Below are 23,022 nucleotides of genomic sequence, written 5' to 3'. Positions count from 1 at the left end.
GAAATCTCTCTGTTCAGTCTGGTCTTTAGGGAAGCTTGGACTGGGCCACGTGCTGCAACAGCTGCTGCACGGAGGGGTCAATCACATCGGTAAAGGGCTTGGGATAAATCCCCATGAACAGCACTGCAATCGCCAAAACACTGAGTACCAGGAACTCACGGCTATTGAGGTCTTGCATGTTCTTCACGTGCGCGTGGGTCACTTCGCCCAGGTAAACGCGCTTGTACATCCACAAGGAGTAGGCCGCGCCCCAGATCACCGCCGAAGCGGCCAGTACGCCAATCCAGAAGTTGAACTTCACCGAGGCCAGAATGACCATCCACTCGCCAACAAACCCAGCGGTGGCAGGCAGGCCACAGTTGGCCATGGAGAACAGCAGGGCAAACGCCGAGAACTTGGGCATGACATTGACCACGCCGCCGTAGTCGGCAATCTCACGCGAGTGCACCCGGTCATACAACACACCAATGCACAGGAACATCGCGCCCGAGACAAAACCGTGGGCAATCATCTGCGCAATACCGCCAGAGACACCAATGTCGTTGAACACGAAGAAACCCAGGGTGACAAAACCCATGTGCGCGACCGACGAATAGGCGACCAGCTTTTTCATGTCCTTTTGCACCAAGGCCACCACGCCGACGTAGAGCACCGCAATCAGCGACAAGGTGATGATCAGCCAGGCCCACTCCCGCGCAGCATCCGGGGCAATCGGCATAGAGAAACGCAAAAAGCCATAAGCCCCCAGCTTGAGCATGATGGCCGCCAGTACGGCCGAGCCACCCGTGGGCGCTTCCACGTGGACATCGGGCAGCCAAGTGTGCACCGGGAACATGGGCACTTTGACAGCGAATGCCGCGAAGAAGGCGAAGAACACCAGGGTTTGCGGCAGCTTGCCCAGGGGAAGCTGGTGCCAGGTCAAGATGTCAAAACTGCCACCTGCAGCGTTGTACAGGTAGATGATGGCGACCAAGGTCAGCAGCGAACCCAGCAGGGTGTACAAGAAGAACTTGAAGGCCGCGTAAATGCGATTGGGGCCGCCCCAGATACCAATGATCAGGTACATGGGGATCAGCGTGGCTTCAAAAAAGACGTAGAACAGCAACCCGTCCAGCGCCGCAAACACGCCAATCATCAGGCCAGACAGAATCAGGAAGGCCCCCATGTACTGGTTCACGCGCTCTTGGATGTTTGTCCACGAGGCAATCACCACAATCACGGTAATGAATGCCGTCAGCGGCACAAACCAGAACGACAGCCCATCCACGCCGAGGTGGTAGTGAACACTAAAGCGTTCAATCCACAGCATTTTTTCCACAAACTGCATTTGTGCAGTGCTGGTATCAAATCCGGCGATCAAAGGGATGGTTACCACCAATCCCAGCAAAGCACCGAGCAGGGCCAACCAGCGCACAGCACCGGTTTGGCTATCGCGTCCCAATGTCAATAGCAGTACGCCAAAGGCAATCGGGAGCCAAATGGCAAGACTCAACAAACCCATTTTTCTTCTTCCCTTACTTGTTGAGCCACACGAAGTAAGTCATGAGCAGGAACACGCCCAAAATCATGACCAACGCGTAGTGGTAGATATATCCAGACTGGAACCAGCGCACCACAGAAGCGATCTTGCCGACCACCTTCCAGGAGCCGTTCACCACGGCACCATCGATCAGCGCCTGGTCACCAACCCGCCAGAACACCGTGCCGAAAGCGCGGGCACCACGGGCAAAGATGTTTTCGTACACCCAGTCCACGCCGTACTTGCCTTCCAGCACCTGGTACAGGCCGATCTTCTTGGAGAACGCCATGATGGCAGCAGGAATCTCGGGCTTGACCATGTAGAACACATAGGACACCACAACCCCGGCCAAAGCCAGCCAGAAGGGCGGCGCAGAAAAGCCGTGCAGGGCCATCGGTACCCAGCCGTGAATGGCCTGGGCCAGCTCGGCCATGGCCGGGTGCTTGCTGCCGTCCACAAAGATGACGCCGTTAAAGAAATCACCAAACAGCATGGGCATCAGCGCAATGGCACCAATCACCACCGAGGGAATCGCCAGCAGCACCAGGGGCAGCGTCACCACCCAGGGCGATTCATGCGGCTTGGCATCGTGGCCATGGTGGTGGTCGTCATGTGCGTGGCCATGGTGTGCATCCGGGTTCTGGTCGTAACGCTCTTGGCCGTGGAACACGATCCAGTACAGACGGAACGAATAGAAAGCGGTGATAAACACCCCCGCCAGCACAGCAAAGTAGGCAAAACCGGCACCCGGCAGGGTGGAGGCGTGTACGGCCTCAATGATGGCGTCCTTCGAGTAAAAACCTGAGAAGAACGGCGTGCCGATCAACGCCAGATTACCCAGCAGGAAGGTGATCCAGGTAATGGGCATGTATTTGCGCACACCGCCCATCCAGCGGATATCTTGGTTGTGGTGCATGCCCATGATGACCGAGCCAGCCCCCAAGAACAGCAGCGCTTTAAAGAAAGCGTGCGTCATCAGGTGGAACACCGCCACCGAGTAGGCCGATGCACCCAGCGCCACCGTCATGTAGCCCAGCTGCGACAGCGTGGAGTAGGCAATCACGCGTTTGATGTCGTTTTGGATAATGCCCAAAATACCCATAAACAAGGCCGTAATCGCACCAATCACCAAGATGAAGTTCAAGGCGGTGTCCGACAGCTCATACAGCGGCGACATGCGCGACACCATAAAGATACCGGCCGTCACCATGGTGGCAGCGTGGATCAGCGCGGAAATCGGGGTGGGGCCTTCCATCGAGTCCGGCAACCAAGCATGCAGCGGAAACTGGGCCGATTTACCCATGGCACCAATGAACAAGCAGATGCCCGTCACCGTCAAGAGCAGCCAGCCTGTGCCGGGTAGCATGGTGGCCTGCAACTCGGGCAGCTTGGCGAAAATCTCGCTGTAGTTGAACGTACCGGTGTAGGCATAGATCAAGCCGATGCCAATGATGAAGCCAAAGTCACCCACACGATTGACCAAAAAGGCCTTCATGTTGGCAAAAGTGGCCGTGGGCTTCTTGAAGTAAAAGCCAATCAGCAGGTAGGACACCAAGCCCACCGCTTCCCAACCGAAGAACAGCTGCAGCAGGTTGTTGCTCATCACCAGCATCAGCATGGAGAAGGTAAACAACGAGATGTAGGAGAAGAAACGGTTGTAGCCCTCGTCCTCGGCCATATAGCCGATGGTGTAGATGTGCACCATCAGGGACACAAAGGTCACGACACACATCATCATGGCGGTGATGGAATCGATCAGAAAACCGATTTCCATCTTCACCCCGCCAATTTCCATCCACTCATAAATGGTGGCATCAAAGCGTGCGCCGTCATAAACCACGGACTGGAACACCAGCGCCGACAGAACGAATGACAACAAAACGCCCAAGATGGTGAGCGAATGACTCACTCCTCGGCCAAACTTGTTGCCCCCAAAGGCAGTACCAAAAATACCTGCCAGAACAGACCCCGCCAACGGTGCCAAGGGTACCGCCAGCAGCATCGATGCAGAAAGTGTTGAACTCATGCTTCAGAACCTTGCATAAATACCGGTAACTCAACCCTTAAGGATGTTGAGATCTTCCGCATTCATAGTGGATTTGTTACGGAAGAGCAGAACCAGAATGGCCAGGCCAATCGCGGCTTCTGCAGCTGCCACAGTCAAGATGAAGAACACAAACAGTTGTCCGTGCATATCCCCCAAATAGTGGGAGAAAGCGACAAAGTTCATATTCACCGACAGCAACATCATCTCAATGGCCATCAACAGCACGATCAGGTTCTTGCGGTTCAAGAAAATCCCGATCACTGAGATCGCAAAGAGCATGGCACCCAGTGTTAAGAAATGCCCGAGCGTGAGCGTCATTTGGTCTCCTCCCCCTGCGTTTTTGCGGTGGCCGCGGCTTGGGTTGCCGGCATGCTCACCAGGGTCAGGCGATCCTGGGCGCGTGCATTGATCTGGCCAGTAATGTTGGGTGTTTTGGCATCTTTGCGCTTGCGCAGCGTCAAGGCAATGGCGGCAATCATGGCGACCAGCAAAATAGCGGCAGCCACCTCAATCGGGAACAGGTACTCGGTGTACATCAAGCGACCCAGCGCCTGGGTATTGGAGTACGGCAGCACCTGGCCTTGGGCATCGAGCAGCTCAGCGACAGGCTTGGCTTCATCCAAGGTGCCAAAGCCCCCCATCAAAACCACTGCCATCTCCAGGGCAATCAAGGCACCAATGGCTGCAGCCACCGGAAAATGCTTCCAAAAGCCTTCGCTGATGCGGTCGATGCGGATGTCCAACATCATCACCACAAACAGGAACAGCACCATCACTGCCCCCATGTACACCACGACCAACATGATGCCCAGGAATTCAGCTTTCAAAAGCAACCAGATAGCGGCCGCTTGGGAAAAGCCCAAAATCAAATGCAGCACGGCGTGTACCGGGTTGCGCGAGGTGATCACGCGCAAGGCCGAATACAGCAGTACGGCGGAGAAGAAATAAAAGAAACCAGTTTTGGCGTCCATGATTCGCGTCTTTCTGTGGATCAGGAGCCGCTTCAGCGGTACTTGGCATCGGCCGCTTTGGCGGCAGCGATGTCGGCTTCATAGCGGTCACCCACGGCCAGCAACATGTCCTTGGTGTAGTACAGGTCGCCACGTTTTTCGCCGTGGTACTCAAAAATGTGCGTCTCGACGATGGAGTCGGTCGGGCAGCTTTCTTCGCAAAAACCGCAGAAGATGCACTTGGTCAAGTCAATGTCATAGCGCGTGGTGCGACGGGTGCCATCTTCGCGCTGGTGCGACTCAATGGTGATGGCCATCGCGGGGCAAACGGCTTCGCACAGTTTGCAGGCAATGCAGCGCTCTTCACCGTTGTCATAACGGCGCAGAGCATGCAGGCCACGAAAACGCGGCGACAGAGGGGTTTTTTCTTCCGGGTATTGGATGGTGACCCGGGGCGCAAATGCGTAACGCCCGGTCAAGGCCATGCCCTTGAAGAGCTCCACCAGCATGAAGCTCTTAAAGAAATCTTTGAGTGAGAAAGGCGCAGCAGTAACAGCAGCCATGGATGTGTCCCCGCTTATTTCCAGATGTTCCAAGGCGAGTGCAGCCATGCACCCACAACGACCAGCCACACCAAGGTGACTGGGATGAAGATTTTCCAGCCCAAGCGCATGATTTGGTCATAGCGGTAGCGCGGGAAGGTGGCACGAATCCAAATGAACATGCTGACGACGGCCGCCGTCTTCAGGCCCAACCAGATCCAGCCAGGAATAAAGGACAAGGCATCCACAGGAGGCAGCCAGCCGCCCAGGAACATGATCGCGGCCAGAATCGACACCAGCCACATGGCCGCGTATTCCGCCAAGAAGAACACCGCAAAGCCCATGCCCGAGTACTCCACCATGTGCCCGGCCACAATCTCGGCCTCACCCTCGACCACGTCAAACGGGTGGCGGTTGGTTTCGGCCACGGCAGAAATCATGTAGATGAAGAAAATCGGCAGCAGCGGCAGCCAGTTCCAGGAGAGCAGACCCAGCCCCATGTCAGCAAAGCTGCCCTTGCCCTGGCTGAGCACGATGGCCGTCAAATTCATGCTGCCCGTCACCATGATGACGATCAGGAAGCAAAAACCCATGGCAATTTCGTAGCTGACCATTTGTGCCGAAGCCCGCAAGGCACCCAAAAACGCGTATTTGGAGTTTGAAGCCCAGCCGGCAATGATCACGCCGTACACCTCAATCGAGGTGATGGCCATGACCAGCAAAATCCCGGCATTGACGTTGGCCAAAGCAAAATCGGGCGCAAATGGCACCACCGCCCAGGCCGCCAGTGCCGGCATGATGGCCATCACCGGGCCAACATAAAACAGGCCTTTGGCCGCAACCGTGGGCATGATCAGCTCTTTGGTCAAGAGCTTTAAGCCATCGGCCATCGGCTGCAGCAGCCCCCACGGGCCGACACGATTGGGGCCGGGACGGTTTTGCATCCAGCCCAGCAGCTTGCGCTCCCACAGGGTGAGGTAGGCCACCGCCAGCAACAAGGGAACCACAATGGCCACGATTCCCAGCAGAGCCCAAGCAACAGGCCATGCCATCTCTGTCCACCAAGGCGCAGCCACCAGGCCGGCTCCAGCAGTTTTCAGTGCCTCAATCATGCAGCACCTCCTTCACGCGCCAAGCGTGCATCGGCGGTCAGTTGCAACGAAGTTGCACGGCGCACGATGCCATCGAGTTGATAAATGCTAGCAGTCACCGGTTCAGCAGCCTCATTTTCAGGGACTTTTGCTGCCACTTTGGTGATATTGCTGCGCAAAGCGCTAGGAACTTCTTTAGTCTCTGCACCAATCGCAGCGGTCAGCACGTCTTGCGACGATTCGTAATCAAAGCCTGGCAGCTCCAGCAGATTGGCCAACACGCGCAATACTTTCCAAGCCGGACGGGTCTCCCCCAAGGGTTTGACCACGGCGTGGAAGCTTTGCACCCGGCCCTCGGCATTGACGAAGGTGCCCGAGGTTTCCGTAAACGGTGCCACCGGCAGCAGCACATCGCTGATGTCCAGATTGGCTTTGAAGGGGCTCAGCGTAATCACCATATCGGCCTGCTCCAAGCCTTTGGCACCGGCCGCCGCATCGAATGCGGGTTCGGTGTTGAGCAAAATCGCAGCTTTGATGGCGCCGGTGAGCATTTCACCGGCGTTTTTGCCATCTTTTTGCGGCTGGGCCTGCACCCACTGGGCACCGACGGTGTTGGCCGCTTCGGTCAAATAACCCACTGTGGCCCCGGTTTGCTCGCCAATCCACTGGGCCAAAGCCAGCAATTGCGCAGCATGGCCATGGTGCGCAGCAGCATTGCCCAGCAAGATGGCTTTGCGTTCACCAGCCAACAAGGCCTGGGCAATGGCTTGCGCCTGGGCCGGGGCCGTACCACCGGCCACCGGTGCGGGCACGCCTTTGGCCTGGGCGACTGCCACAGCGATATCTGCCAAGGCCTGCGCCCAGTCTTTTGTCGCCACTGCCGAGGCCGTCACTGGCAGGGCCCAATCCTGCACCTGCGCGTTGATGGCAAACACCTTGCAGCCGCGTTTGGCCGCTTGGCGCACGCGTCGCGCAAACAAGGGGTGGTCTTTGCGCAGATTGGAGCCAAGCACCAGCACCGACTGCAGCTCTTGCAATGCCGCAATCGGCATGCCCAGCCAGCGCACACCTTCAAAGGCATTGAATTGGGCGTTGCGCAGGCGGTAGTCAATGTTGTCGCTGCCCAAGCCACGCACCAGCTGCGCGGCCAGGTACAACTCTTCCAGCGTGCTGTGGGGGCTGACCAGAGCGCCAACACCGGCCGGGCCGTATTGGTCTTTAACCTGGTTCAGGCCTTTGACCACGTAGTTCAATGCGGTCTGCCAATCCACTTCTTGCCACTGGCCCCCTTGCTTGATCATGGGGCTGGTCAAGCGCTCTTCGCTGTTCAAGGCTTCGTAGGAGAAACGATCGCGGTCAGCAATCCAGCATTCATTGACCGCCTCGTTTTCCATGGGCACCACACGCATGACTTTGTGGTTTTTCACCTGAACAATCAGGTTGGCACCGGTCGAATCGTGCGGAGAAACCGATTTACGGCGCGACAACTCCCAGGTGCGGGCGTTGTACCGGAAGGGCTTGCTGGTCAAAGCACCGACCGGGCACAGGTCGATGGCGTTGCCAGAAAGTTCCGAATCCAGCGTGCCGCCATGGATGGTGGTGATTTCGGCGTACTCACCCCGATTGACCATGCCCAGCTCCATCACCCCGGCGATTTCTTCACCAAAGCGCACGCAGCGGGTGCAGTGAATGCAGCGGGTCATTTCTTGGGTGGACACCAGGGGGCCGATATCCTTGGGCGCAACCACGCGCTTTTCCTCGCCAAAGCGGGTGCTGCCAGCACCGTACCCGACCGCCAAGTCTTGCAACTGGCACTCGCCACCCTGGTCGCAGATGGGGCAGTCCAGCGGGTGGTTGATGAGCAGAAATTCCATGACCGATTGCTGCGCTTCCAAGGCTTTTTTGCTCTTGGTGCGCACAATCATGCCTTGGGTCACAGGTGTAGCACAGGCGGGCAAGGCTTTGGGCGCTTTTTCCACCTCGACCAAGCACATGCGGCAGTTGGCCGCAATCGATAGCTTTTTGTGATAGCAAAAGTGCGGAATGTAAACCCCGGCTTTTTCAGCCGCATGCATCACCATGCTGCCAGGGGCGATTTCGACTTTTTTACCGTCTAGTTCAATTTCAACCATATAACTCTCGCTCAGGCCGCTTTGGCAGCCGTTTGGGCGGCAGCAATCTTGGCTTCAAATTCGTGGCGGTAATGTTTGATCATTGCCCGCACCGGCATTGCGGCGGCATCGCCCAAAGCGCAAATCGTGCGCCCCATGATGTTGAAGGCCACATCGTCCAGCAAGGCAATATCCTCTGGACGGCCTTGCCCCTGGTTGATGCGCTTGACCACGCGCCACAGCCACCCGGTACCTTCACGGCAAGGGGTGCACTGGCCGCACGATTCGTGCTGGTAGAAGTAAGACAAACGCTCCAGGCACTCGACCATGTCGCGGGAATCGTCCATCACGATCACGGCCCCCGAACCCAGCATGGAGCCGGCTTTGGCGATCGAGTCGTAATCCATGGTGCATTCCATCATCACATCACCAGGCACCACGGGCGAAGACGATCCCCCAGGAATCACCGCTTTGAGCTTGCGCCCCGTGCGCACACCACCGGCCAATTCCAACAGTTTGGAAAACGGCGTACCCATCGGCACTTCATAGTTGCCCGGCAGATTGACATCACCGCTGACGGAGTAAATCTTGGTACCACCGTTATTGGGTTTGCCGCACTCCAAATACGCTTGGCCACCATTGCGGATGATCCAAGGCACTGCCGCAAACGTCTCGGTGTTATTGATCGTGGTGGGTTTGCCATACAAGCCAAAACTGGCCGGAAACGGCGGCTTAAAGCGTGGCTGACCTTTTTTGCCTTCCAGCGATTCGAGCAAGGCGGTTTCTTCACCACAGATGTATGCACCAAAGCCGTGGTGGGCAAACAGGTCAAAGCTAAAGTCTGACCCCATGATGTTTTTGCCTAGGTAGCCTGCTGCCCGGGCTTCGTCCAGCGCGGCTTCAAAGCGCTCGTAGGCTTGGAAAATCTCACCGTGAATGTAGTTGTATCCGGCGCAAGCCCCCATGGCAAAACCGGCAATGATCATGCCTTCAATCACCGTGTGGGGGTTGTGCATCAGGATTTCGCGGTCTTTGCAGGTACCGGGCTCGCCTTCGTCGGAGTTGCACACCACGTATTTTTCTCCGGGAAACTGGCGCGGCATAAAGCTCCACTTCAGCCCCGTTGGAAAACCGGCACCGCCACGACCACGCAGAGAAGATTCTTTCAAGGTGGCAATGACCTCATCTTGGGTCAGTCCGGCACTGCCATCTTTACCCAGCAGTTTTTTCAGCGCCTGGTAACCACCGCGCGCCTCGTAGTCTTTGATGGACCAGTTGCTGCCATCAATACCGGCATAGATTTGCGGCTCAATGTGGCGGTCATGAAAGCACGTCTCTTGGCCCGAAGCGGCAAACTTGGCCAGCACCGCTTGCGCTGCAGTGTTCATCGTCATGCCTGACCCTCCGCAGCACGCAGGCCATCGACCAACTCATCGAGTTTTTGATCGTCCATGAAACTGCACATATTGCGGTCATTGACCAACATCACCGGCGCATCGGCACAGGCACCCAGGCACTCGCACTGTTGCAGGGTGAACATACCGTCGGCAGTGGTTTCGCCCACTTTGATGCCCAGCTTTTTCTCCAGGTGCTGCAAGGCTTCGTAGCCGTTGCGCAGCAAACAGGGCAGGTTGGTGCAAACCGCCACCTTGAACTTGCCCACGGGCTGCTGGTTGTACATGTTGTAGAAGGTGGTGACTTCATGCACCGCAATTTCAGGCATATCCAGGTAAGCGGCAATTTCTGCTTCGCTTTCTTGGCTGACCCAGCCTTGCTCTTGCTGCACGATGGACAAACACGCCATCACGGCAGAACGCTGCTGCCCTTGCGGATACTTCGCCACTTCACGCGCAAAACGCGCCTTGGTTGCTTCGGTAATCATCGATCAATCTCTCCGAACACAATGTCCATGGTGCCGATCATGGCAACCGCGTCGGCAATCATGTGCCCACGGGTCAGCTCGTCATAAGCCGACAGGTGGGCAAAGCCCGGCGCACGAATTTTCAGGCGATAGGGCTTGTTGGCACCATCGCTGACCATGTAAATACCAAACTCTCCTTTGGGATGCTCGACAGCCGCATAGGCCTCGCCCTCAGGCACACGGAAGCCTTCACTGAACAGCTTGAAGTGGTGAATGAGGTCTTCCATGCCCTCTTTCATCTTCTCGCGTGCTGGCGGTGCCACTTTCAGGTTTTCGGTAATCACAGCACCTGGATTGGCTTTGAGCCAGGCAACGCACTGCTGCATGATGCGCACCGATTGCCGCATCTCAGCCACGCGCACCAAATAACGGTCGTAGCAATCGCCTTCTTTGCCCACAGGAATATCAAAATCCATCTGGCCGTAAACCTCGTACGGCTGCTTCTTGCGCAAATCCCAGGCAATCCCAGAGCCGCGCAGCATCACGCCACTAAACCCTAAGTTCAAGGCCCGCTCAGGCGTGACCACACCAATACCCACCGTACGCTGCTTCCAAATGCGGTTGTCCGTCAGCAAGGCCTCGTACTCGTCAATGCGCTTGGGGAAGCGCTGGCAGAAGTCTTCGATGAAGTCCAACAGCGAGCCTTGGCGGTTGCGGTTGAGGTCTTCCATCGCCTTGGCATTGCGCAGCTTGCTGGGCTTGAACTGCGCCATGGTTTCAGGCAAATCGCGATACACCCCACCTGGGCGGAAGTAAGCGGCGTGCATCCGGGCACCGGAGACAGCCTCGTACATATCAAACAGCTCTTCGCGCTCGCGGAAGGTGTACATCAGCACCGTGGAGGCGCCCAAGTCCATGCCGTTGGAGCCCAGCCACATCAGGTGATTGAGCAAACGGGTGATTTCAGAAAACAGCACGCGGATGTACTGGGCACGCACCGGCACCTGAACATTCAGCAGCTTCTCGATCGCCATGCAATACGCATGCTCGTTGCACATCATGGACACATAGTCCAGACGGTCCATGTACGGCAGCGATTGAACGTAGGTTTTGTATTCAGCCAGTTTTTCGGTGCCCCGGTGCAGCAAGCCCACATGGGGGTCGGCACGTTGCACCACCTCACCATCGAGCTCCAGCACCAAGCGCAGCACACCGTGCGCTGCCGGGTGCTGCGGACCAAAGTTCAGGGAATAGTTTTTAATTTCAGCCATGATTTAGTGCAGCCCTGCGTAATTGTCTTCACGGATGATGCGCGGCGTAATTTCACGCGGCTCAATCGTGACGGGTTGGTAAATCACGCGCCGCTGCTCAGCGTCGTAAGCCATTTCAACGTGACCCGACAACGGAAAATCTTTGCGGAAGGGGTGACCAATAAAGCCGTAATCGGTCAAGATGCGGCGCAAATCACTGTGACCTTCAAACACAATGCCATACAGGTCAAAGGCTTCCCGCTCAAACCAGTTGGCACCGGCCCACACTTCGGAGACGGAATCGATGGTTGGAAAATCATCATCAGCACAGAAAGTACGCACCCGCACGCGTTGGTTCAAGCTGATCGACAGCAGGTGTGACACGACGGCGTAGCGCAAACCATCCGTGCCAATGTCTTTGTAAGCGGAATAATCGACACCGCACAAATCCATTAACTGCTCAAACTGGCAACCGGGGGCCGTGTGCAGCTTTTTCATGGCCGCCAAATAATTGGCAGCACTGACTTCTACCGTTACCTCGCCGTGCTGCACCGTGACGGCGCGGGCCAAATCACCCAGAACTTTCGTAATTGTTGCGCTCAAGGCTTCAGGCGCAATGGCAATTGTTGTCATAGCAGCTCCTTAAACCCGTGCAATGGTGTTGGTGCGGCGAATTTTTTGCTGCAGCTGAATGATGCCGTAGATCAAAGCCTCGGCCGTGGGCGGACAGCCCGGCACATACACATCCACCGGCACAATGCGATCGCAGCCGCGCACAACAGAATAGCTGTAGTGGTAGTAGCCACCGCCGTTAGCACACGATCCCATGGAGAGCACCCAGCGCGGCTCGGCCATTTGGTCATAGACCTTGCGCAGGGCCGGGGCCATCTTGTTGCACAGCGTACCGGCGACAATCATCAAGTCGGACTGACGCGGCGAGCCACGAAACACCTCAGCGCCAAACCGGGCCAAGTCGTACCGCGCCGCCGCTGCGTGCATCATTTCGACAGCACAACAGGCCAGACCAAAAGTAACGGGCCAAATCGACCCGGTTTTTGCCCAGTTCACCACCGCGTCATAGCTGGTGGTGACAAAGCCTTCCTTCATCACGCCTTCAATCATCGCTCTTCCTTATTTCGGAAACCCGCTGCTGCGGCTTATTCCCAATCCAGGGCACCTTTTTTCCACTCGTAGGCAAAGCCCACGACCAGAACCGCCAGGAAAATCAAAACAGCCACAAAACCTGTCAGACCCACATCGCCCAAGGCTACCGCCCAGGGCAGCAAAAAGGCCAGTTCCAAGTCAAACAGGATAAACAGGATGGCGACGAGGTAGTAGCGCACGTCAAACTTCATGCGCGCGTCCTCAAACGCCTCAAAGCCGCACTCGTAGGGAGAGTTCTTGGCCTCATCGGGGCGATTGGGGCCCAGGATATAGCCCAGCACCAGCGGGCCAATACCCACAAGAGAGCCGACCAAGATAAACAGAAGGACGGGAAGGTATTGATCGAGATTCATGACAGGTCGCGTTTCCCGCTAGTAAACCTGCCCTCGACCATGGCCTGATACATGGGCAGGCTGTTTGTTAGATGGTGCCGTCGGCGAGAATCGAACTCGCACAGCTTTCGCCACTACCCCCTCAAGATAGCGTGTCTACCAATTCCACCACGACGGCTTTTTTGTCTCTTCATTTTTCCGAAGCCGGGTTACCTATAGATGACAACCCTTACTCCGGAAAGCCTCGGCATTCTAGCCTGAAAAATCACCCTGAAAGGCAATTTGCCCGAGTTTGTTTCCACCCGGTTACTTGTTGGCAGGAATCAAATCCGCCCCCTTGACGGGCTCAGCAGGGACCGCCGGCACGGATGCAGCCGCCGGAGCGCTCTCCAGCACACTGCCTACGCTGGCGGGGCGCGAATTGCCCAAATAGGCCAAGGCCAAGGTCGTCACAAAGAACAAAGTGGCCATGGCGGCCGTCGCACGCGACAAAAAGTTAGCGCTGCCGCTGGCACCAAACAGACTGCCCGAAGAGCCGCCACCAAAAGCGGCCCCCATGTCGGCACCCTTGCCGTGCTGCACCAAAATCAAACCAATCATGCCCAGGGCGGCCAGAATCTGCACCCCCAAAATAATGCCTGCAAAGGCCTGCATACCCAACTCCTTAGAAAAATTTCATCCGCGTGCGCTTAAGAGGCTGCGGCAATGATGTGTAGAAAATCGGCAGCTTTCAGCGCGGCACCACCAATCAAGCCGCCGTCAATGTCGGGCTGGGCCAGCAGTTGTGCCGCGTTGGCGGCATTCATGCTGCCGCCGTACAGCAGCGGCACTTGGGCAGCAGCGCCGTTGGCCTGCACCAGTTGCGCCCGCAAAGCGGCATGCACCGCCTGGGCCTGTTCGGGCGTAGCGGTTTTACCGGTGCCAATGGCCCAGACTGGCTCGTAGGCAACGACCAGGCGGGTCACATCCTGGCCCACCACGCCCAGCACAGCGGCCAGCTGGCGCTGCACCACGGCTTCGGTTTCGCCCGCTTCGCGCTGCACCAGGGTTTCGCCCAGGCAAACGATGGGGGTGATGCCGGCGGCCAACGCGGCCTGCGCTTTGGCGGCGACGATGGCATCGGTTTCGCCGTGGTACTGGCGGCGCTCGGAATGCCCCACCAGGGCATAGCGCACGCCAAAGTCATTGAGCATCTGTGCCGAGGTTTCACCGGTAAAGGCCCCGCTGGCGTGCTGGGAAACGTCCTGCGCCCCCAGGGCAATGGCCGAACCGGCGGTGAGCTGCTGCACCTGTGCCAAATACGGCGCGGGCACCGCGACGGCTACTTGGCAGGCTGGGGCCTGCGCCGCCAGACCGGCCAGGAGATCAGCCAGCAAGGCCTGATTAGCAGCCAGGCTGCCGTTCATCTTCCAGTTACCAGCTATCAATTTTTGTAGCATTTTCCGCTTACTCCAAAACAAAAAATGAATAAAAATAGCTGCTAACGCTTTATTTTTAAGCGCAAGCAGCTCTTTTAATACAATTAATTAGCCTTGTTCAGACTGGTCAGCCTGGTCGGCACGCGGTTCGCGGGGCTCACGTGGTTCACGGTACTCGCGGTTTTCACGCGGCTGGCGCGGGGCACGTTCGCGGTACTCGCGCGGTTCACGCGGCTCGCGCTCGGGCATACCGGCAGGGCGTTCCAGCAGGGCTTTCATGGACAGCTTGATGCGGCCCTTGTCGTCGGCTTCCAGCGCCTTGACCTTGACGATCTGGCCTTCTTGCAGGTAGTCGGTGACTTTTTCCACGCGCTCATGGGCAATTTGGCTGATGTGCAGCAGGCCGTCTTTGCCAGGCAGCACGTTCACCAGGGCACCAAATTCCAAGATCTTGACGATCGGGCCTTCATAGACCTTGCCAATTTCCACTTCGGCGGTGATTTCCTCGATGCGGCGCTTGGCTTCGTCGGCCTTGGCCGCTTCGGTGGCGGCGATGGTGATGGTGCCGTCTTCCTCGATGTTGATCTGGCAACCGGTCTCGTCGGTCAGCGCACGGATGGTGGCACCGCCCTTGCCGATCACGTCGCGGATCTTCTCGGGGTTGATCTTCATGGTGAAGAGCTTGGGTGCGAAGCTGGAGATTTCGGTCTTGGCCTCGCCCATGGCTTCTTGCATCTTGCCCAGAATGTGCATGCGCGCTTCTTTGGCCTGGGCCAGGGCGACTTGCATGATTTCCTTGGTAATGCCCTGGATCTTGATGTCCATCTGCAGCGCGGTGATGCCGGCGGTGGTACCGGCCACCTTGAAGTCCATGTCGCCCAGGTGATCTTCATCGCCCAGGATGTCGGTCAGCACGGCAAACTTGTTGTCTTCCTTGATCAGACCCATGGCGATGCCGGCCACGTGCGCCTTCATGGGCACGCCCGCATCCATCATCGACAAGCAGCCGCCGCACACCGAAGCCATCGACGAAGAACCATTCGATTCGGTGATTTCCGACACCACGCGGATGGTGTAGGGGAATTCTTCCTTGCTGGGCAGGCAGGCCACCAGGGCGCGCTTGGCCAGACGGCCGTGGCCGACTTCGCGGCGCTTGGTCGAGCCCATGCGGCCCACTTCGCCGGTGGCAAAGGGAGGCATGTTGTAGTGGAACAGGAAGCGGTCTTCAAACTCGCCGGCCAGCGCGTCGATGCGCTGTGCGTCGCGCTCAGTGCCCAGGGTGGAAATCACCAGCGCCTGCGTTTCGCCACGCGTAAACAGCGCCGAGCCGTGGGTGCGCGGCAGCACGCTGCTGCGGATTTCAATGGGGCGCACGGTGCGCGTGTCGCGGCCATCGATGCGGGGTTCGCCCGCCAAAATCTGGCCACGCACGATGCGCGCTTCGATGTCGAACAGCATGTTGTCCACCTTCACGCTGTCAAACTCCACGCCCTGCTCGGCCAGAGCAGCCTTGGTGGCGGCGTAGGCTTCGCGGCAGGCTTGCGTGCGCAGTTGCTTGTTGCGGTTTTGGTAGGCGGCGCGCAGCGGGCCTTCGGCCAGCTCGGTGACCTTGGCGATCAGGGCCTCGTCCTTGGCTTCAGGCTGCCAATCCCACACGGGCTTGCCCGCGTCGCGCACCAGTTCGTGGATGGCGTTGATGGCAATCTGGCTTTGCTCGTGGCCGTACACCACCGCGCCCAACATCACTTCTTCGGGCAGCTGCTCGGCTTCGGATTCGACCATCAGCACAGCGGCTTCGGTGCCGGCAACGACCAGATCCATCTGGCTGTTCTTGCGGGCGGTTTGGCCGGGGTTGAGCACGTATTCGCCATTGACGTAACCCACGCGGGCCGCGCCAATGGGGCCGTTAAAGGGAATGCCGGACACCGACAGCGCTGCGCTGGTGGCGATCATGGCGGCGATGTCGGCATCGACTTCGGGGTTCAGCGAAATGGTGTGGATGACCACATGCACTTCGTTGTAGAAACCTTCGGGAAACAGCGGGCGAATGGGGCGGTCGATCAGGCGGCTGGTCAGCGTTTCCAGCTCCGAAGGCTTGGCTTCGCGCTTGAAAAAGCTGCCAGGAATCTTGCCAGCGGCGTAGGTTTTTTCGATGTAGTCCACCGTCAGGGGGAAAAAGTCTTGCCCAGGCTTGGCGGTTTTAGAGGCCACCACGGTGGCCAGCACCACGGTGTCGTCAATGTTCACCAGCACCGCACCGCTGGCTTGGCGGGCGATTTCGCCGGTTTCCATGGTCACGGTGTGCTGACCCCATTGGAAGGTTTTGGTCACTTTATTAAACATGGTCATAGCCATCATTCCTTTTAAAAGTAGCTGCACCCGCTGGTGCAACGTAGGTTTAAAGGCTTTACAGATCGCGATGCCATTCCAAATCAGCGCTTGCAGCTATTATTTTGCAAGTATTGATGTGGAATGACACAGCTTCGCTCTGCAATCCTTCAACAAATTCAAAACAAAAACGCCTGCGCTGACCCAAGATCAGCGCAGGCATTTTGTTTATGCGATCCAACGCTTGAGCACTGTGCTTACTTGCGCAGACCCAGCTTGGCGATCAGCGCGACATAACGGTCAGCGTCTTTGGCCTTGAGGTAGTCCAACAGCTTGCGACGACGGCTCACCATGCGCAGCAGGCCACGGCGACCGTGGTGGTCTTTGGCGTGCTGTTTGAAGTGGGGGGTCAGTTCGTTGATGCGGGCGGTCAGCAGTGCCACTTGCACTTCTGGGCTGCCGGTATCGTTTTGCGAACGGGCATTGGCTTTAACAACTTCGGCCTTGATAGAGGCAGCGATCATGATTTTTTTCCTTCAATAACAGGGTAATGAGCACCCTTTAACTTGCGCCAAGACTGGAAAGGCCCCGGCGTGCGTTCTGCACCATGCAAAACCGGGCGATTCTAACACTTTCGCCTGATTTCCCTACAGCGCGGCGGCTTGGGCGGAAAAACGGCGGCTCCTCAGAGTTCTTACTGTTGCTTACAACTAAAGGGGCGGCTTACAACCCTGCCTCTGCCCAGCCTACCGGCTTGGCATGGATGCGCACCGCACCGATCCCCCCACAAGGAGGTTTTCCCCATGAAAATTGCCACCCGGCTCACCCTGGGCTTTGCCCTGATCATCCTGTTCATTTGCCTGCAAGGGGCGGTTGCCCTGGTCAAAAGCAGCGCCGTTGCCAGCGGCTTCCACCAAATCAGCACCCAAGACATGCCCAACGTGGTCATGCTCAGTGAAATCGATGAGAACCGCCACATCATCGCCGAGGCGCTGCGCGACATGCTCATCGTCAAAGAGGTGGAGCACTACGAGGCCCTCAAGCAACAGGTTTACGCCTCGCGCCAACGCATTGGCCAAGTCGTGGAACAGCTGCAAGCCCAGATGGCGGACGCTGAAAGCCACGCCCTGCTGGGCGATGTTTTGGCCCAGCGCAAAAATTACGTGCAAGCCCAAGAGCACCTTATCCAGCAATTGGACAAGGGCAACGAAGGCAGCGCCCGCAACTACCTGCTGGATGAGTTTGGCACCATCCTGAACGATTACGGCCGCGCCCTGGCGGCCTTGAAAAGCTTGCAAAGCGCGCGTTTGAATGCCTCGGTCACCCAGGCGCAGGCCAACATTGACTCCATCCAGCGCGGCGTTTGGCTGAGCGTGGGCCTGGCCCTGGTGGCCACCTTGCTGCTGTCGCGCTCCACGGTGTTGGCCATTACACGGCCCCTGCAGACGGTGGTGGCGCGCTGCCGCGCGGTGGCGGCCGGGCAGTTGCACGCACAAGCGCCCGTCAGCGGCAACAGCGAAACGGCCTTGCTGCTGCAGGCGCAACATGAAATGGTCCATGGCCTGCGTGACGTGGTCACCCAGGTGCGCAACGGCTCAGAAAGTGTGGCCGGGGCCAGCGCCGAAATTGCCCAGGCCAACCTGGACTTGAGTGGCCGCACCGAGCAACAAGCCAGCGCCCTGCAGCAAACCGCCGCCTCGATGGAGGAGCTCAGCGGCACCGTGCGCCACAACGCCGACACCGCCCAGCAAGCCAACGCTTTGGCGCAATCGGCCTCGCAAGTGGCGCAGCGCGGCGGTCAAGCGGTGCAGGAAGTGGTCGGCACCATGCAAGAGATTGCCACCCGCTCGGAGCGCGTGGCCAACATCATCAGCGTGATTGACGGCATCGCTTTTCAGACCAACATCCTGGCGCTGAACGCTGCCGTGGAAGCGGCCCGCGCCGGCGAGCAAGGGCGCGGTTTTGCCGTGGTGGCCAGCGAAGTGCGCAGCCTGGCCGGGCGCAGCGCCGAAGCGGCCAAAGAGATCAAACACCTGATCGATGCCAGCGTGGAGTGTGTACACACCGGCACCGCCCAGGCGAGCCGTGCCGGGGCGACCATGCAGGAAGTGGTTGAAGCCATCGGCCGCGTCACCGCGCTGATGGGGCAAATCAGCACCGCCACCCACCAGCAAAGCCAGGGCGTGGCCGAAGTAGGCACCGCCATCCAGCAGATGGACCAGATGACCCAGCAAAACGCTGCCCTGGTCGAAGAAATGGCCGCCGCTGCCAGCAGTTTGCAAAGCCAGGCGCAGGCGCTGGTGCAGGCGGTCAGCGTGTTTGATTTGGGGGCCTCGGGGCAGGCAGGTGGGCGCAGCAGCGCGGCCAGCGCCTTGCCTGCGCTGGCCGGGGCCGGGCCGTTGCGCTTGGCGTGAGGGAGGATGGCGCTTTGTTACCAGTCTATTGACTGGTATGCCCCAGTAGCAAAGCGCCAACAGCTATTTTTATTGCAGCACTTTAGGTGCGCTGCCACACCGCCGCAAAAAAGCCATCCACCTGGTGGGTGTGCGGCCACAGGCGCACGTACTGCGTACCGCTGCTGCCACCGGTACACAGGCTGGCGGCGTGCTCCACCTTCAGCTGCGCTAGCACCTCGCCCGCATCCAGCGCCACAAAGTCAGGGTGGGCCGCGCCAAAGGCTTGGGCGATGGCCTCGTTCTCTTCGGGCAGCACCGAGCAGGTGGCATACACCAGCCGCCCGCCGCTTTTCACCAAGCGGGCAGCGCTGTCCAGAATGGCGCTTTGCTTTGCCGTCAGCTCTTGCACGGCCTGCGGGCTTTGGCGCCATTTCAAATCGGGGTTGCGCCGCAAAGTGCCTAAGCCGGAACAGGGCGCATCGACCAGCACGCGGTCGATCTTGCCGGCCAGGCGCTTGACGCGCTCATCGCGCTCGTGCGAGAGCGCAGCGGGGTGGACGTTGGACAGGCCCGAACGCGCCAAGCGCGGTTTCAGGGCATCGAGGCGGTGGGCCGACACATCAAAGGCGTACAAACGCCCGGTGTTGCGCATTTGCGCCCCAATCGCCAGGGTTTTGCCGCCCGCGCCAGCACAAAAATCGACCACCATTTCGCCGCGCTTGGCATCGAGCAACAGGGCCAGCAGCTGCGAGCCTTCGTCTTGCACCTCGATGCGGCCTTGCACAAAGGCCTCCAGCTTGGTCAGCGCCGGTTTGTCCTGCACGCGCAGGCCCCAGGGGGAGTACGGCGTGGGTTCGGCGGCAATCCCGGCAGCGGCCAGCTCTTTGATCACGGCCTCGCGCTTGGCATTCAGGGTATTGACGCGCAAATCCAGCGGTGCCGGGGCCAACAGGCTGGCGGCCAGGGCATCAAACTGCTCCCCCAGCTGGGCCTGCAGCGCCTCGGCCAGCCACTGGGGCAGATTGTGGCGGTGCTGGGGCAGCAGCTCTGCCTCTGGCACGGCATCACAATCTTTCAGCCAGGTTTTTTCTGCGGGGTTGAGTGCCGCTTCCAGCAAATTGCGCGGGCCGGCAAAGCCCAAAATGGCCAGTCGGCGCTCGCGCGCTCCGCTGCCGGAGCGGGCCAGGGCCTCAAACCGCAGCTTGTGACGCAGCACGGTGTAGGCGGTTTCGGCCAGCGTGGCGCGTTCGCGCGGGCCCAGGCTGCGGTTTTGCCGAAAAAAACGTGAGACCACGCTGTCGGCCGGGTGCTGAAGCAGCAGCACTTGCTGCACCAGGGCGGCGCAGGCATCAAGAAGGGCTTTGGGATGCATAACAGTTCTAAAATTTCTAATGATTAAAGGCTTTAACGCTTATCAATAAAGCGCTATCAGCTCTTATTTTTAATAAAATTTACCACCGCACGGGGGTAGATGATGTGCTCTTGCGTCAGCACCCGGGCGGCCAGGGTGTCGGCGTTATCGTCCGGCAGCACCGGCACCACGGCTTGCTCCAGGATGGGGCCGACATCCAGCTCTTCAGTCACCATGTGCACCGTGCAGCCAGCAAACTTGCAACCGGCTTCAATGGCGCGTTGGTGGGTGTGCAAGCCGGTAAACGCGGGCAGCAGCGAGGGGTGGATATTCATCAGCCGCCCGGCAAAGTGGCCGACAAAACCAGGTGTCAAGATGCGCATAAACCCGGCCAGCACCACCAAGGTGGGCTGGTAGCGGTCAATCACCTGGGCCAGGGCAGCGTCAAAATCTTCGCGGCTGGCAAAGGCTTTGTGGTCGAGCACCTCGGTGGCAATGCCGTTTTCCTGGGCAAACTGCAGGCCTTTGGCATCGGCCTTGTTGCTGATCACGGCGGCAATGCGGGCACCGTACTGCCCAGCCCAATCGCCCTGCTGGGCAGCCCGCACAATAGCGGCCATGTTCGAGCCGCCGCCAGAGATGAGAATCACGATGTTTTTCATAGAGGGCGCGATTATCCCTGCCCTACCCCGTTTGCGTACCTGCCATGACTTTTGACCACCAAAACACCCCATTGAGTGCTGAACAAGCCCGCGTGCTGGCCACGCTGATGGAAAAACAGCGCACCGTGCCCGACAGCTACCCGCTCACGCTCAACAGCCTGCTGTCCGGCTGCAACCAAAAAACCAGCCGCGAGCCGCTGATGCAACTGTCCGAGGCCGAGGCCCTGGCCGCCCTGGATGCGCTGCGCGAACGCCATCTGGTGGTCGAAGTCAGCGGCCAACGCGCCATGCGCTGGGAGCACAACTTCGAGCGCGTGCTGGGCGTGCCCAGCCAAGCCGCCGCTCTGCTGGGCTTGCTGATCTTGCGCGGCCCGCAAACCGCCGCCGAGCTGCGCACCAATGCCGAGCGCTGGCACCGCTTTGCCGACACCTCCTCGGTCGAAGCATTTTTAGAAGAACTGCAAGAGCGCAGCGCCGACAAAGGCGGCCCGCTGGTGCGCCTGCTACCCAAAGCCCCCGGCGCGCGCGAGGCACGTTGGGCGCAATTGCTGTGTGGGGAACCGGTGGTGCCCAATACCTCAGCCATCACCAACAACGACGATCACCTTCACACCCGCCTTGCCGCACTGGAAGCACGCGTAGCAATACTGGAAACCTTGGGAAGGTCTGCATAACCTGCGGCGTTGCCCCGCAGATGTGAGACAGTAATGATATGAAACAGATCTTAGCCTCGGATCACGCCGACAAATGTGCGCCGTACAAACGCCTGGTCCAGCCACAGCCATACCAAAAGCGGACTCAAAGGAGGGATCACCAAACTGCCCAATTGGTAGGCATAGATCAATGCCTCAAGCTGCCAGGACTGGATATGCAGCACATGGGGGTTGAGCTGCACCGCAAGGCACAACTGCATCAGCACCTGGGTAACGATGCTGAACGCGTGCAGCGGAACCAATAAAGCGGCCCCGGCAGCCATGCGCCATACCCGCCCCGGGCCGAATGCGGCCAAAAGCAAGGCCCACAAAATGGGCAGGCTATAGCCATAGCGAGCCGGGTTGATGTCAATGATGACTTCACTGGCTCTCCAGCCTGTTTGTGCTGTACTGACCTGCAGGGATGAATACACGCTCAAAAGCGATCCCTCCATCTGCGTGCGCTGCACCCAGCCGCTGGCCCCAATGTCCAGCACCCACGAAGACAAAAGGGCCGCCGGCCTGGCCAGCCATGGGGCTACCACACTCCACAACAGGGTCAATACGACCACCCCCAGCACGGCCAAAATGACAAAGCGGGCAATAGGCTTATGCGGTAATAGCCGTGCAGGTTTGACCTGCACCAGAGTAGGCGATAGCGCAGGTGGATGTGCTTGGCCCGAAATCGAGGACTGCGCAAGCACCGATGGCTTTGGCGGACTGGTATCAGGATTGGTACTGATTTCAGGCATGAACAATTCCTCCTTGAGCATCCCCTTGTAGGGCCGGGTCTTTTTGACACCAGCGCACCCATAGAAGCCAGAAAACGAGCACATCCAGCATGATCAGAGCTTGCCATAGGTATTCATGGGCAAAGTCAAACACAGGGCGGCTCCATTGCCCCAGATAAAACAGGCTGATAACGCGCACGACATTCAGACTCTGCACGGCCAAGAATCCGATGAACAAACCCACCCCACGCTGATACCAAGCAGCTGGAAAGGCCATAACCCCAGAAAACAGAACGATGTACGCCTCCAAGCCATTGCAGCCTGCCTCAATCGAGACACCAAAACCGTTACTGGTATTCCACAGCACCTTGCCGACAGCTGCGGTGCTGCCATCAAACCAGGTCACTAGCCCTGCACACAAGCTTGCCAAAGCACTGGTCCAGGGCAGCACGACATGCTGCTGCACCCAATTGAGCATATTGAGACCAAACAAGCCCAACTGCAGGCCAAGAAAAATTAGAAAAAAACGTCGCATAAAAAAAGTGAGTAGAGTCGATAGGAGCGCAAACATACTGCC

The 23,022-nt window shown here is 58.5% G+C and carries 23 protein-coding genes and 1 tRNA gene; 2 read left to right on the top strand and 22 right to left on the bottom strand.

Annotated features, from left to right (window positions below):
- Positions 1-25 precede the first annotated feature (25 nt).
- The 18 genes from ACFO24_RS02225 to rpsO all read right to left on the bottom strand — a co-directional run bounded on the left by ACFO24_RS02225 (position 26) and on the right by rpsO (position 17,137).
- Complete coding sequence (locus ACFO24_RS02225; protein WP_207573842.1) at positions 26-1,501, bottom strand: NADH-quinone oxidoreductase subunit M; 1,476 nt, start codon at positions 1,499-1,501, stop codon at positions 26-28.
- Positions 1,502-1,514: 13 nt separating this feature from the next.
- Entirely contained in the window at positions 1,515-3,545 is a 2,031-nt protein-coding gene (nuoL, locus tag ACFO24_RS02220) for an NADH-quinone oxidoreductase subunit L (protein WP_377736562.1), read from the bottom strand.
- Between the two features lie 30 nt (positions 3,546-3,575).
- Complete coding sequence (gene nuoK, locus ACFO24_RS02215; protein ID WP_207573841.1) at positions 3,576-3,884, bottom strand: NADH-quinone oxidoreductase subunit NuoK; 309 nt, start codon at positions 3,882-3,884, stop codon at positions 3,576-3,578.
- Entirely contained in the window at positions 3,881-4,537 is a 657-nt protein-coding gene (locus ACFO24_RS02210; RefSeq protein ID WP_207573840.1) for an NADH-quinone oxidoreductase subunit J, read from the bottom strand. Before ACFO24_RS02210 ends, nuoK begins: the two co-directional genes overlap by 4 nt.
- A gap of 32 nt (positions 4,538-4,569) precedes the next feature.
- Positions 4,570-5,079 carry an NADH-quinone oxidoreductase subunit NuoI gene (gene nuoI / locus ACFO24_RS02205; protein ID WP_207573839.1) on the bottom strand — a complete coding sequence of 170 codons (510 nt, stop codon included), beginning with the start codon at positions 5,077-5,079 and terminating at the stop codon, positions 4,570-4,572.
- A gap of 14 nt (positions 5,080-5,093) precedes the next feature.
- Positions 5,094-6,170, bottom strand: a complete 1,077-nt coding sequence (gene nuoH, locus ACFO24_RS02200) for an NADH-quinone oxidoreductase subunit NuoH (protein ID WP_377736561.1) — start codon at positions 6,168-6,170, stop codon at positions 5,094-5,096.
- Positions 6,167-8,281 carry an NADH-quinone oxidoreductase subunit NuoG gene (gene nuoG / locus ACFO24_RS02195; protein ID WP_377736560.1) on the bottom strand — a complete coding sequence of 705 codons (2,115 nt, stop codon included), beginning with the start codon at positions 8,279-8,281 and terminating at the stop codon, positions 6,167-6,169. Before nuoG ends, nuoH begins: the two co-directional genes overlap by 4 nt.
- An 11-nt stretch (positions 8,282-8,292) precedes the next feature.
- Positions 8,293-9,648, bottom strand: a complete 1,356-nt coding sequence (gene nuoF, locus ACFO24_RS02190; RefSeq protein ID WP_207573948.1) for an NADH-quinone oxidoreductase subunit NuoF — start codon at positions 9,646-9,648, stop codon at positions 8,293-8,295.
- Between the two features lie 2 nt (positions 9,649-9,650).
- Positions 9,651-10,142: an NADH-quinone oxidoreductase subunit NuoE gene (nuoE, locus tag ACFO24_RS02185; protein ID WP_207573836.1), complete on the bottom strand. Its 492-nt coding sequence runs from the start codon at positions 10,140-10,142 to the stop codon at positions 9,651-9,653.
- Positions 10,139-11,392 carry an NADH-quinone oxidoreductase subunit D gene (locus tag ACFO24_RS02180; RefSeq protein WP_207573835.1) on the bottom strand — a complete coding sequence of 418 codons (1,254 nt, stop codon included), beginning with the start codon at positions 11,390-11,392 and terminating at the stop codon, positions 10,139-10,141. The genes nuoE and ACFO24_RS02180 overlap by 4 nt, the downstream gene beginning before the upstream one ends.
- 3 nt (positions 11,393-11,395) lie before the next feature.
- Entirely contained in the window at positions 11,396-12,004 is a 609-nt protein-coding gene (locus tag ACFO24_RS02175; RefSeq protein WP_377736559.1) for an NADH-quinone oxidoreductase subunit C, read from the bottom strand.
- 9 nt (positions 12,005-12,013) lie between these two features.
- Positions 12,014-12,493, bottom strand: coding sequence for a NuoB/complex I 20 kDa subunit family protein (locus tag ACFO24_RS02170; RefSeq protein ID WP_207573833.1), 480 nt, complete (start codon positions 12,491-12,493; stop codon positions 12,014-12,016).
- 35 nt (positions 12,494-12,528) lie between these two features.
- Entirely contained in the window at positions 12,529-12,888 is a 360-nt protein-coding gene (locus tag ACFO24_RS02165; protein WP_377736558.1) for an NADH-quinone oxidoreductase subunit A, read from the bottom strand.
- Positions 12,889-12,960: 72 nt separating this feature from the next.
- Positions 12,961-13,045 (bottom strand) — tRNA-Leu (locus ACFO24_RS02160).
- 128 nt (positions 13,046-13,173) lie between these two features.
- The gene (gene secG / locus ACFO24_RS02155; protein WP_377736557.1) at positions 13,174-13,521 is read right to left on the bottom strand and encodes a preprotein translocase subunit SecG; all 348 of its coding nucleotides are present in this window, start codon (positions 13,519-13,521) and stop codon (positions 13,174-13,176) included.
- A 35-nt stretch (positions 13,522-13,556) separates the two neighbouring features.
- A complete protein-coding gene (gene tpiA / locus ACFO24_RS02150) occupies positions 13,557-14,306 on the bottom strand; it encodes a triose-phosphate isomerase (protein ID WP_377736556.1) in 750 nt (249 codons plus the stop codon).
- A gap of 87 nt (positions 14,307-14,393) precedes the next feature.
- Positions 14,394-16,634 carry a polyribonucleotide nucleotidyltransferase gene (gene pnp, locus ACFO24_RS02145; protein WP_377736555.1) on the bottom strand — a complete coding sequence of 747 codons (2,241 nt, stop codon included), beginning with the start codon at positions 16,632-16,634 and terminating at the stop codon, positions 14,394-14,396.
- A gap of 236 nt (positions 16,635-16,870) precedes the next feature.
- Complete coding sequence (gene rpsO, locus ACFO24_RS02140) at positions 16,871-17,137, bottom strand: 30S ribosomal protein S15 (protein WP_207573828.1); 267 nt, start codon at positions 17,135-17,137, stop codon at positions 16,871-16,873.
- 279 nt (positions 17,138-17,416) lie between these two features.
- Here rpsO and ACFO24_RS02135 point away from each other — a divergent pair, with 279 nt between their 5' ends.
- A complete protein-coding gene (locus ACFO24_RS02135) occupies positions 17,417-19,027 on the top strand; it encodes a methyl-accepting chemotaxis protein (protein WP_377736554.1) in 1,611 nt (536 codons plus the stop codon).
- An 82-nt stretch (positions 19,028-19,109) separates the two neighbouring features.
- Here the strand turns inward: ACFO24_RS02135 and ACFO24_RS02130 are convergent, their stop codons facing one another.
- Together ACFO24_RS02130 and purN are read right to left on the bottom strand one after the other, a co-directional pair.
- On the bottom strand, positions 19,110-20,381 hold the full coding sequence (locus tag ACFO24_RS02130) for an RsmB/NOP family class I SAM-dependent RNA methyltransferase (RefSeq protein ID WP_377736553.1): 1,272 nt from the start codon (positions 20,379-20,381) through the stop codon (positions 19,110-19,112).
- 56 nt (positions 20,382-20,437) lie between these two features.
- Positions 20,438-21,022 carry a phosphoribosylglycinamide formyltransferase gene (purN, locus tag ACFO24_RS02125; protein WP_207573825.1) on the bottom strand — a complete coding sequence of 195 codons (585 nt, stop codon included), beginning with the start codon at positions 21,020-21,022 and terminating at the stop codon, positions 20,438-20,440.
- A gap of 44 nt (positions 21,023-21,066) precedes the next feature.
- On the opposite strand from purN, the gene ACFO24_RS02120 reads away from it, so the two are divergent.
- The gene (locus ACFO24_RS02120) at positions 21,067-21,696 is read left to right on the top strand and encodes a YceH family protein (protein ID WP_377736552.1); all 630 of its coding nucleotides are present in this window, start codon (positions 21,067-21,069) and stop codon (positions 21,694-21,696) included.
- 50 nt (positions 21,697-21,746) lie between these two features.
- On the opposite strand, the gene ACFO24_RS02115 is transcribed toward ACFO24_RS02120, so the two are convergent.
- Both ACFO24_RS02115 and xrtH read right to left on the bottom strand, forming a co-directional pair.
- Positions 21,747-22,466, bottom strand: a complete 720-nt coding sequence (locus ACFO24_RS02115) for an exosortase H-associated membrane protein (RefSeq protein ID WP_377736551.1) — start codon at positions 22,464-22,466, stop codon at positions 21,747-21,749.
- Positions 22,459-22,980, bottom strand: coding sequence for an exosortase H (gene xrtH / locus ACFO24_RS02110; protein ID WP_377736550.1), 522 nt, complete (start codon positions 22,978-22,980; stop codon positions 22,459-22,461). Before xrtH ends, ACFO24_RS02115 begins: the two co-directional genes overlap by 8 nt.
- Positions 22,981-23,022: the final 42 nt, after the last annotated feature.

It is taken from the genome of Comamonas denitrificans (assembly GCF_042654745.1).
GTDB lineage: Bacteria > Pseudomonadota > Gammaproteobacteria > Burkholderiales > Burkholderiaceae_C > Comamonas > Comamonas denitrificans.
This window is presented reverse-complemented; position numbering and strand designations above follow the sequence as displayed.

Excerpts from the sequence above, each read along its gene's own strand:
- pnp (WP_377736555.1), bottom strand. The coding sequence starts at position 16,634 with ATGACCATGTTTAATAAAGTGACCAAAACCTTCCAATGGGGTCAGCAC.
- ACFO24_RS02225 (WP_207573842.1), bottom strand. The coding sequence starts at position 1,501 with ATGGGTTTGTTGAGTCTTGCCATTTGGCTCCCGATTGCCTTTGGCGTA.
- nuoH (WP_377736561.1), bottom strand. The coding sequence starts at position 6,170 with ATGATTGAGGCACTGAAAACTGCTGGAGCCGGCCTGGTGGCTGCGCCT.
- ACFO24_RS02175 (WP_377736559.1), bottom strand. The coding sequence starts at position 12,004 with ATGACAACAATTGCCATTGCGCCTGAAGCCTTGAGCGCAACAATTACG.
- nuoK (WP_207573841.1), bottom strand. The coding sequence starts at position 3,884 with ATGACGCTCACGCTCGGGCATTTCTTAACACTGGGTGCCATGCTCTTT.
- nuoG (WP_377736560.1), bottom strand. The coding sequence starts at position 8,281 with ATGGTTGAAATTGAACTAGACGGTAAAAAAGTCGAAATCGCCCCTGGC.
- ACFO24_RS02170 (WP_207573833.1), bottom strand. The coding sequence starts at position 12,493 with ATGATTGAAGGCGTGATGAAGGAAGGCTTTGTCACCACCAGCTATGAC.
- purN (WP_207573825.1), bottom strand. The coding sequence starts at position 21,022 with ATGAAAAACATCGTGATTCTCATCTCTGGCGGCGGCTCGAACATGGCC.
- ACFO24_RS02115 (WP_377736551.1), bottom strand. The coding sequence starts at position 22,466 with ATGCCTGAAATCAGTACCAATCCTGATACCAGTCCGCCAAAGCCATCG.
- ACFO24_RS02165 (WP_377736558.1), bottom strand. The coding sequence starts at position 12,888 with ATGAATCTCGATCAATACCTTCCCGTCCTTCTGTTTATCTTGGTCGGC.
- ACFO24_RS02180 (WP_207573835.1), bottom strand. The coding sequence starts at position 11,392 with ATGGCTGAAATTAAAAACTATTCCCTGAACTTTGGTCCGCAGCACCCG.
- secG (WP_377736557.1), bottom strand. The coding sequence starts at position 13,521 with ATGCAGGCCTTTGCAGGCATTATTTTGGGGGTGCAGATTCTGGCCGCC.
- nuoF (WP_207573948.1), bottom strand. The coding sequence starts at position 9,648 with ATGAACACTGCAGCGCAAGCGGTGCTGGCCAAGTTTGCCGCTTCGGGC.
- xrtH (WP_377736550.1), bottom strand. The coding sequence starts at position 22,980 with ATGCGACGTTTTTTTCTAATTTTTCTTGGCCTGCAGTTGGGCTTGTTT.
- ACFO24_RS02130 (WP_377736553.1), bottom strand. The coding sequence starts at position 20,381 with ATGCATCCCAAAGCCCTTCTTGATGCCTGCGCCGCCCTGGTGCAGCAA.
- tpiA (WP_377736556.1), bottom strand. The coding sequence starts at position 14,306 with ATGCTACAAAAATTGATAGCTGGTAACTGGAAGATGAACGGCAGCCTG.
- nuoL (WP_377736562.1), bottom strand. The coding sequence starts at position 3,545 with ATGAGTTCAACACTTTCTGCATCGATGCTGCTGGCGGTACCCTTGGCA.
- ACFO24_RS02210 (WP_207573840.1), bottom strand. The coding sequence starts at position 4,537 with ATGGACGCCAAAACTGGTTTCTTTTATTTCTTCTCCGCCGTACTGCTG.
- rpsO (WP_207573828.1), bottom strand. The coding sequence starts at position 17,137 with ATGATCGCTGCCTCTATCAAGGCCGAAGTTGTTAAAGCCAATGCCCGT.
- nuoE (WP_207573836.1), bottom strand. The coding sequence starts at position 10,142 with ATGATTACCGAAGCAACCAAGGCGCGTTTTGCGCGTGAAGTGGCGAAG.
- ACFO24_RS02120 (WP_377736552.1), top strand. The coding sequence starts at position 21,067 with ATGACTTTTGACCACCAAAACACCCCATTGAGTGCTGAACAAGCCCGC.
- nuoI (WP_207573839.1), bottom strand. The coding sequence starts at position 5,079 with ATGGCTGCTGTTACTGCTGCGCCTTTCTCACTCAAAGATTTCTTTAAG.
- ACFO24_RS02135 (WP_377736554.1), top strand. The coding sequence starts at position 17,417 with ATGAAAATTGCCACCCGGCTCACCCTGGGCTTTGCCCTGATCATCCTG.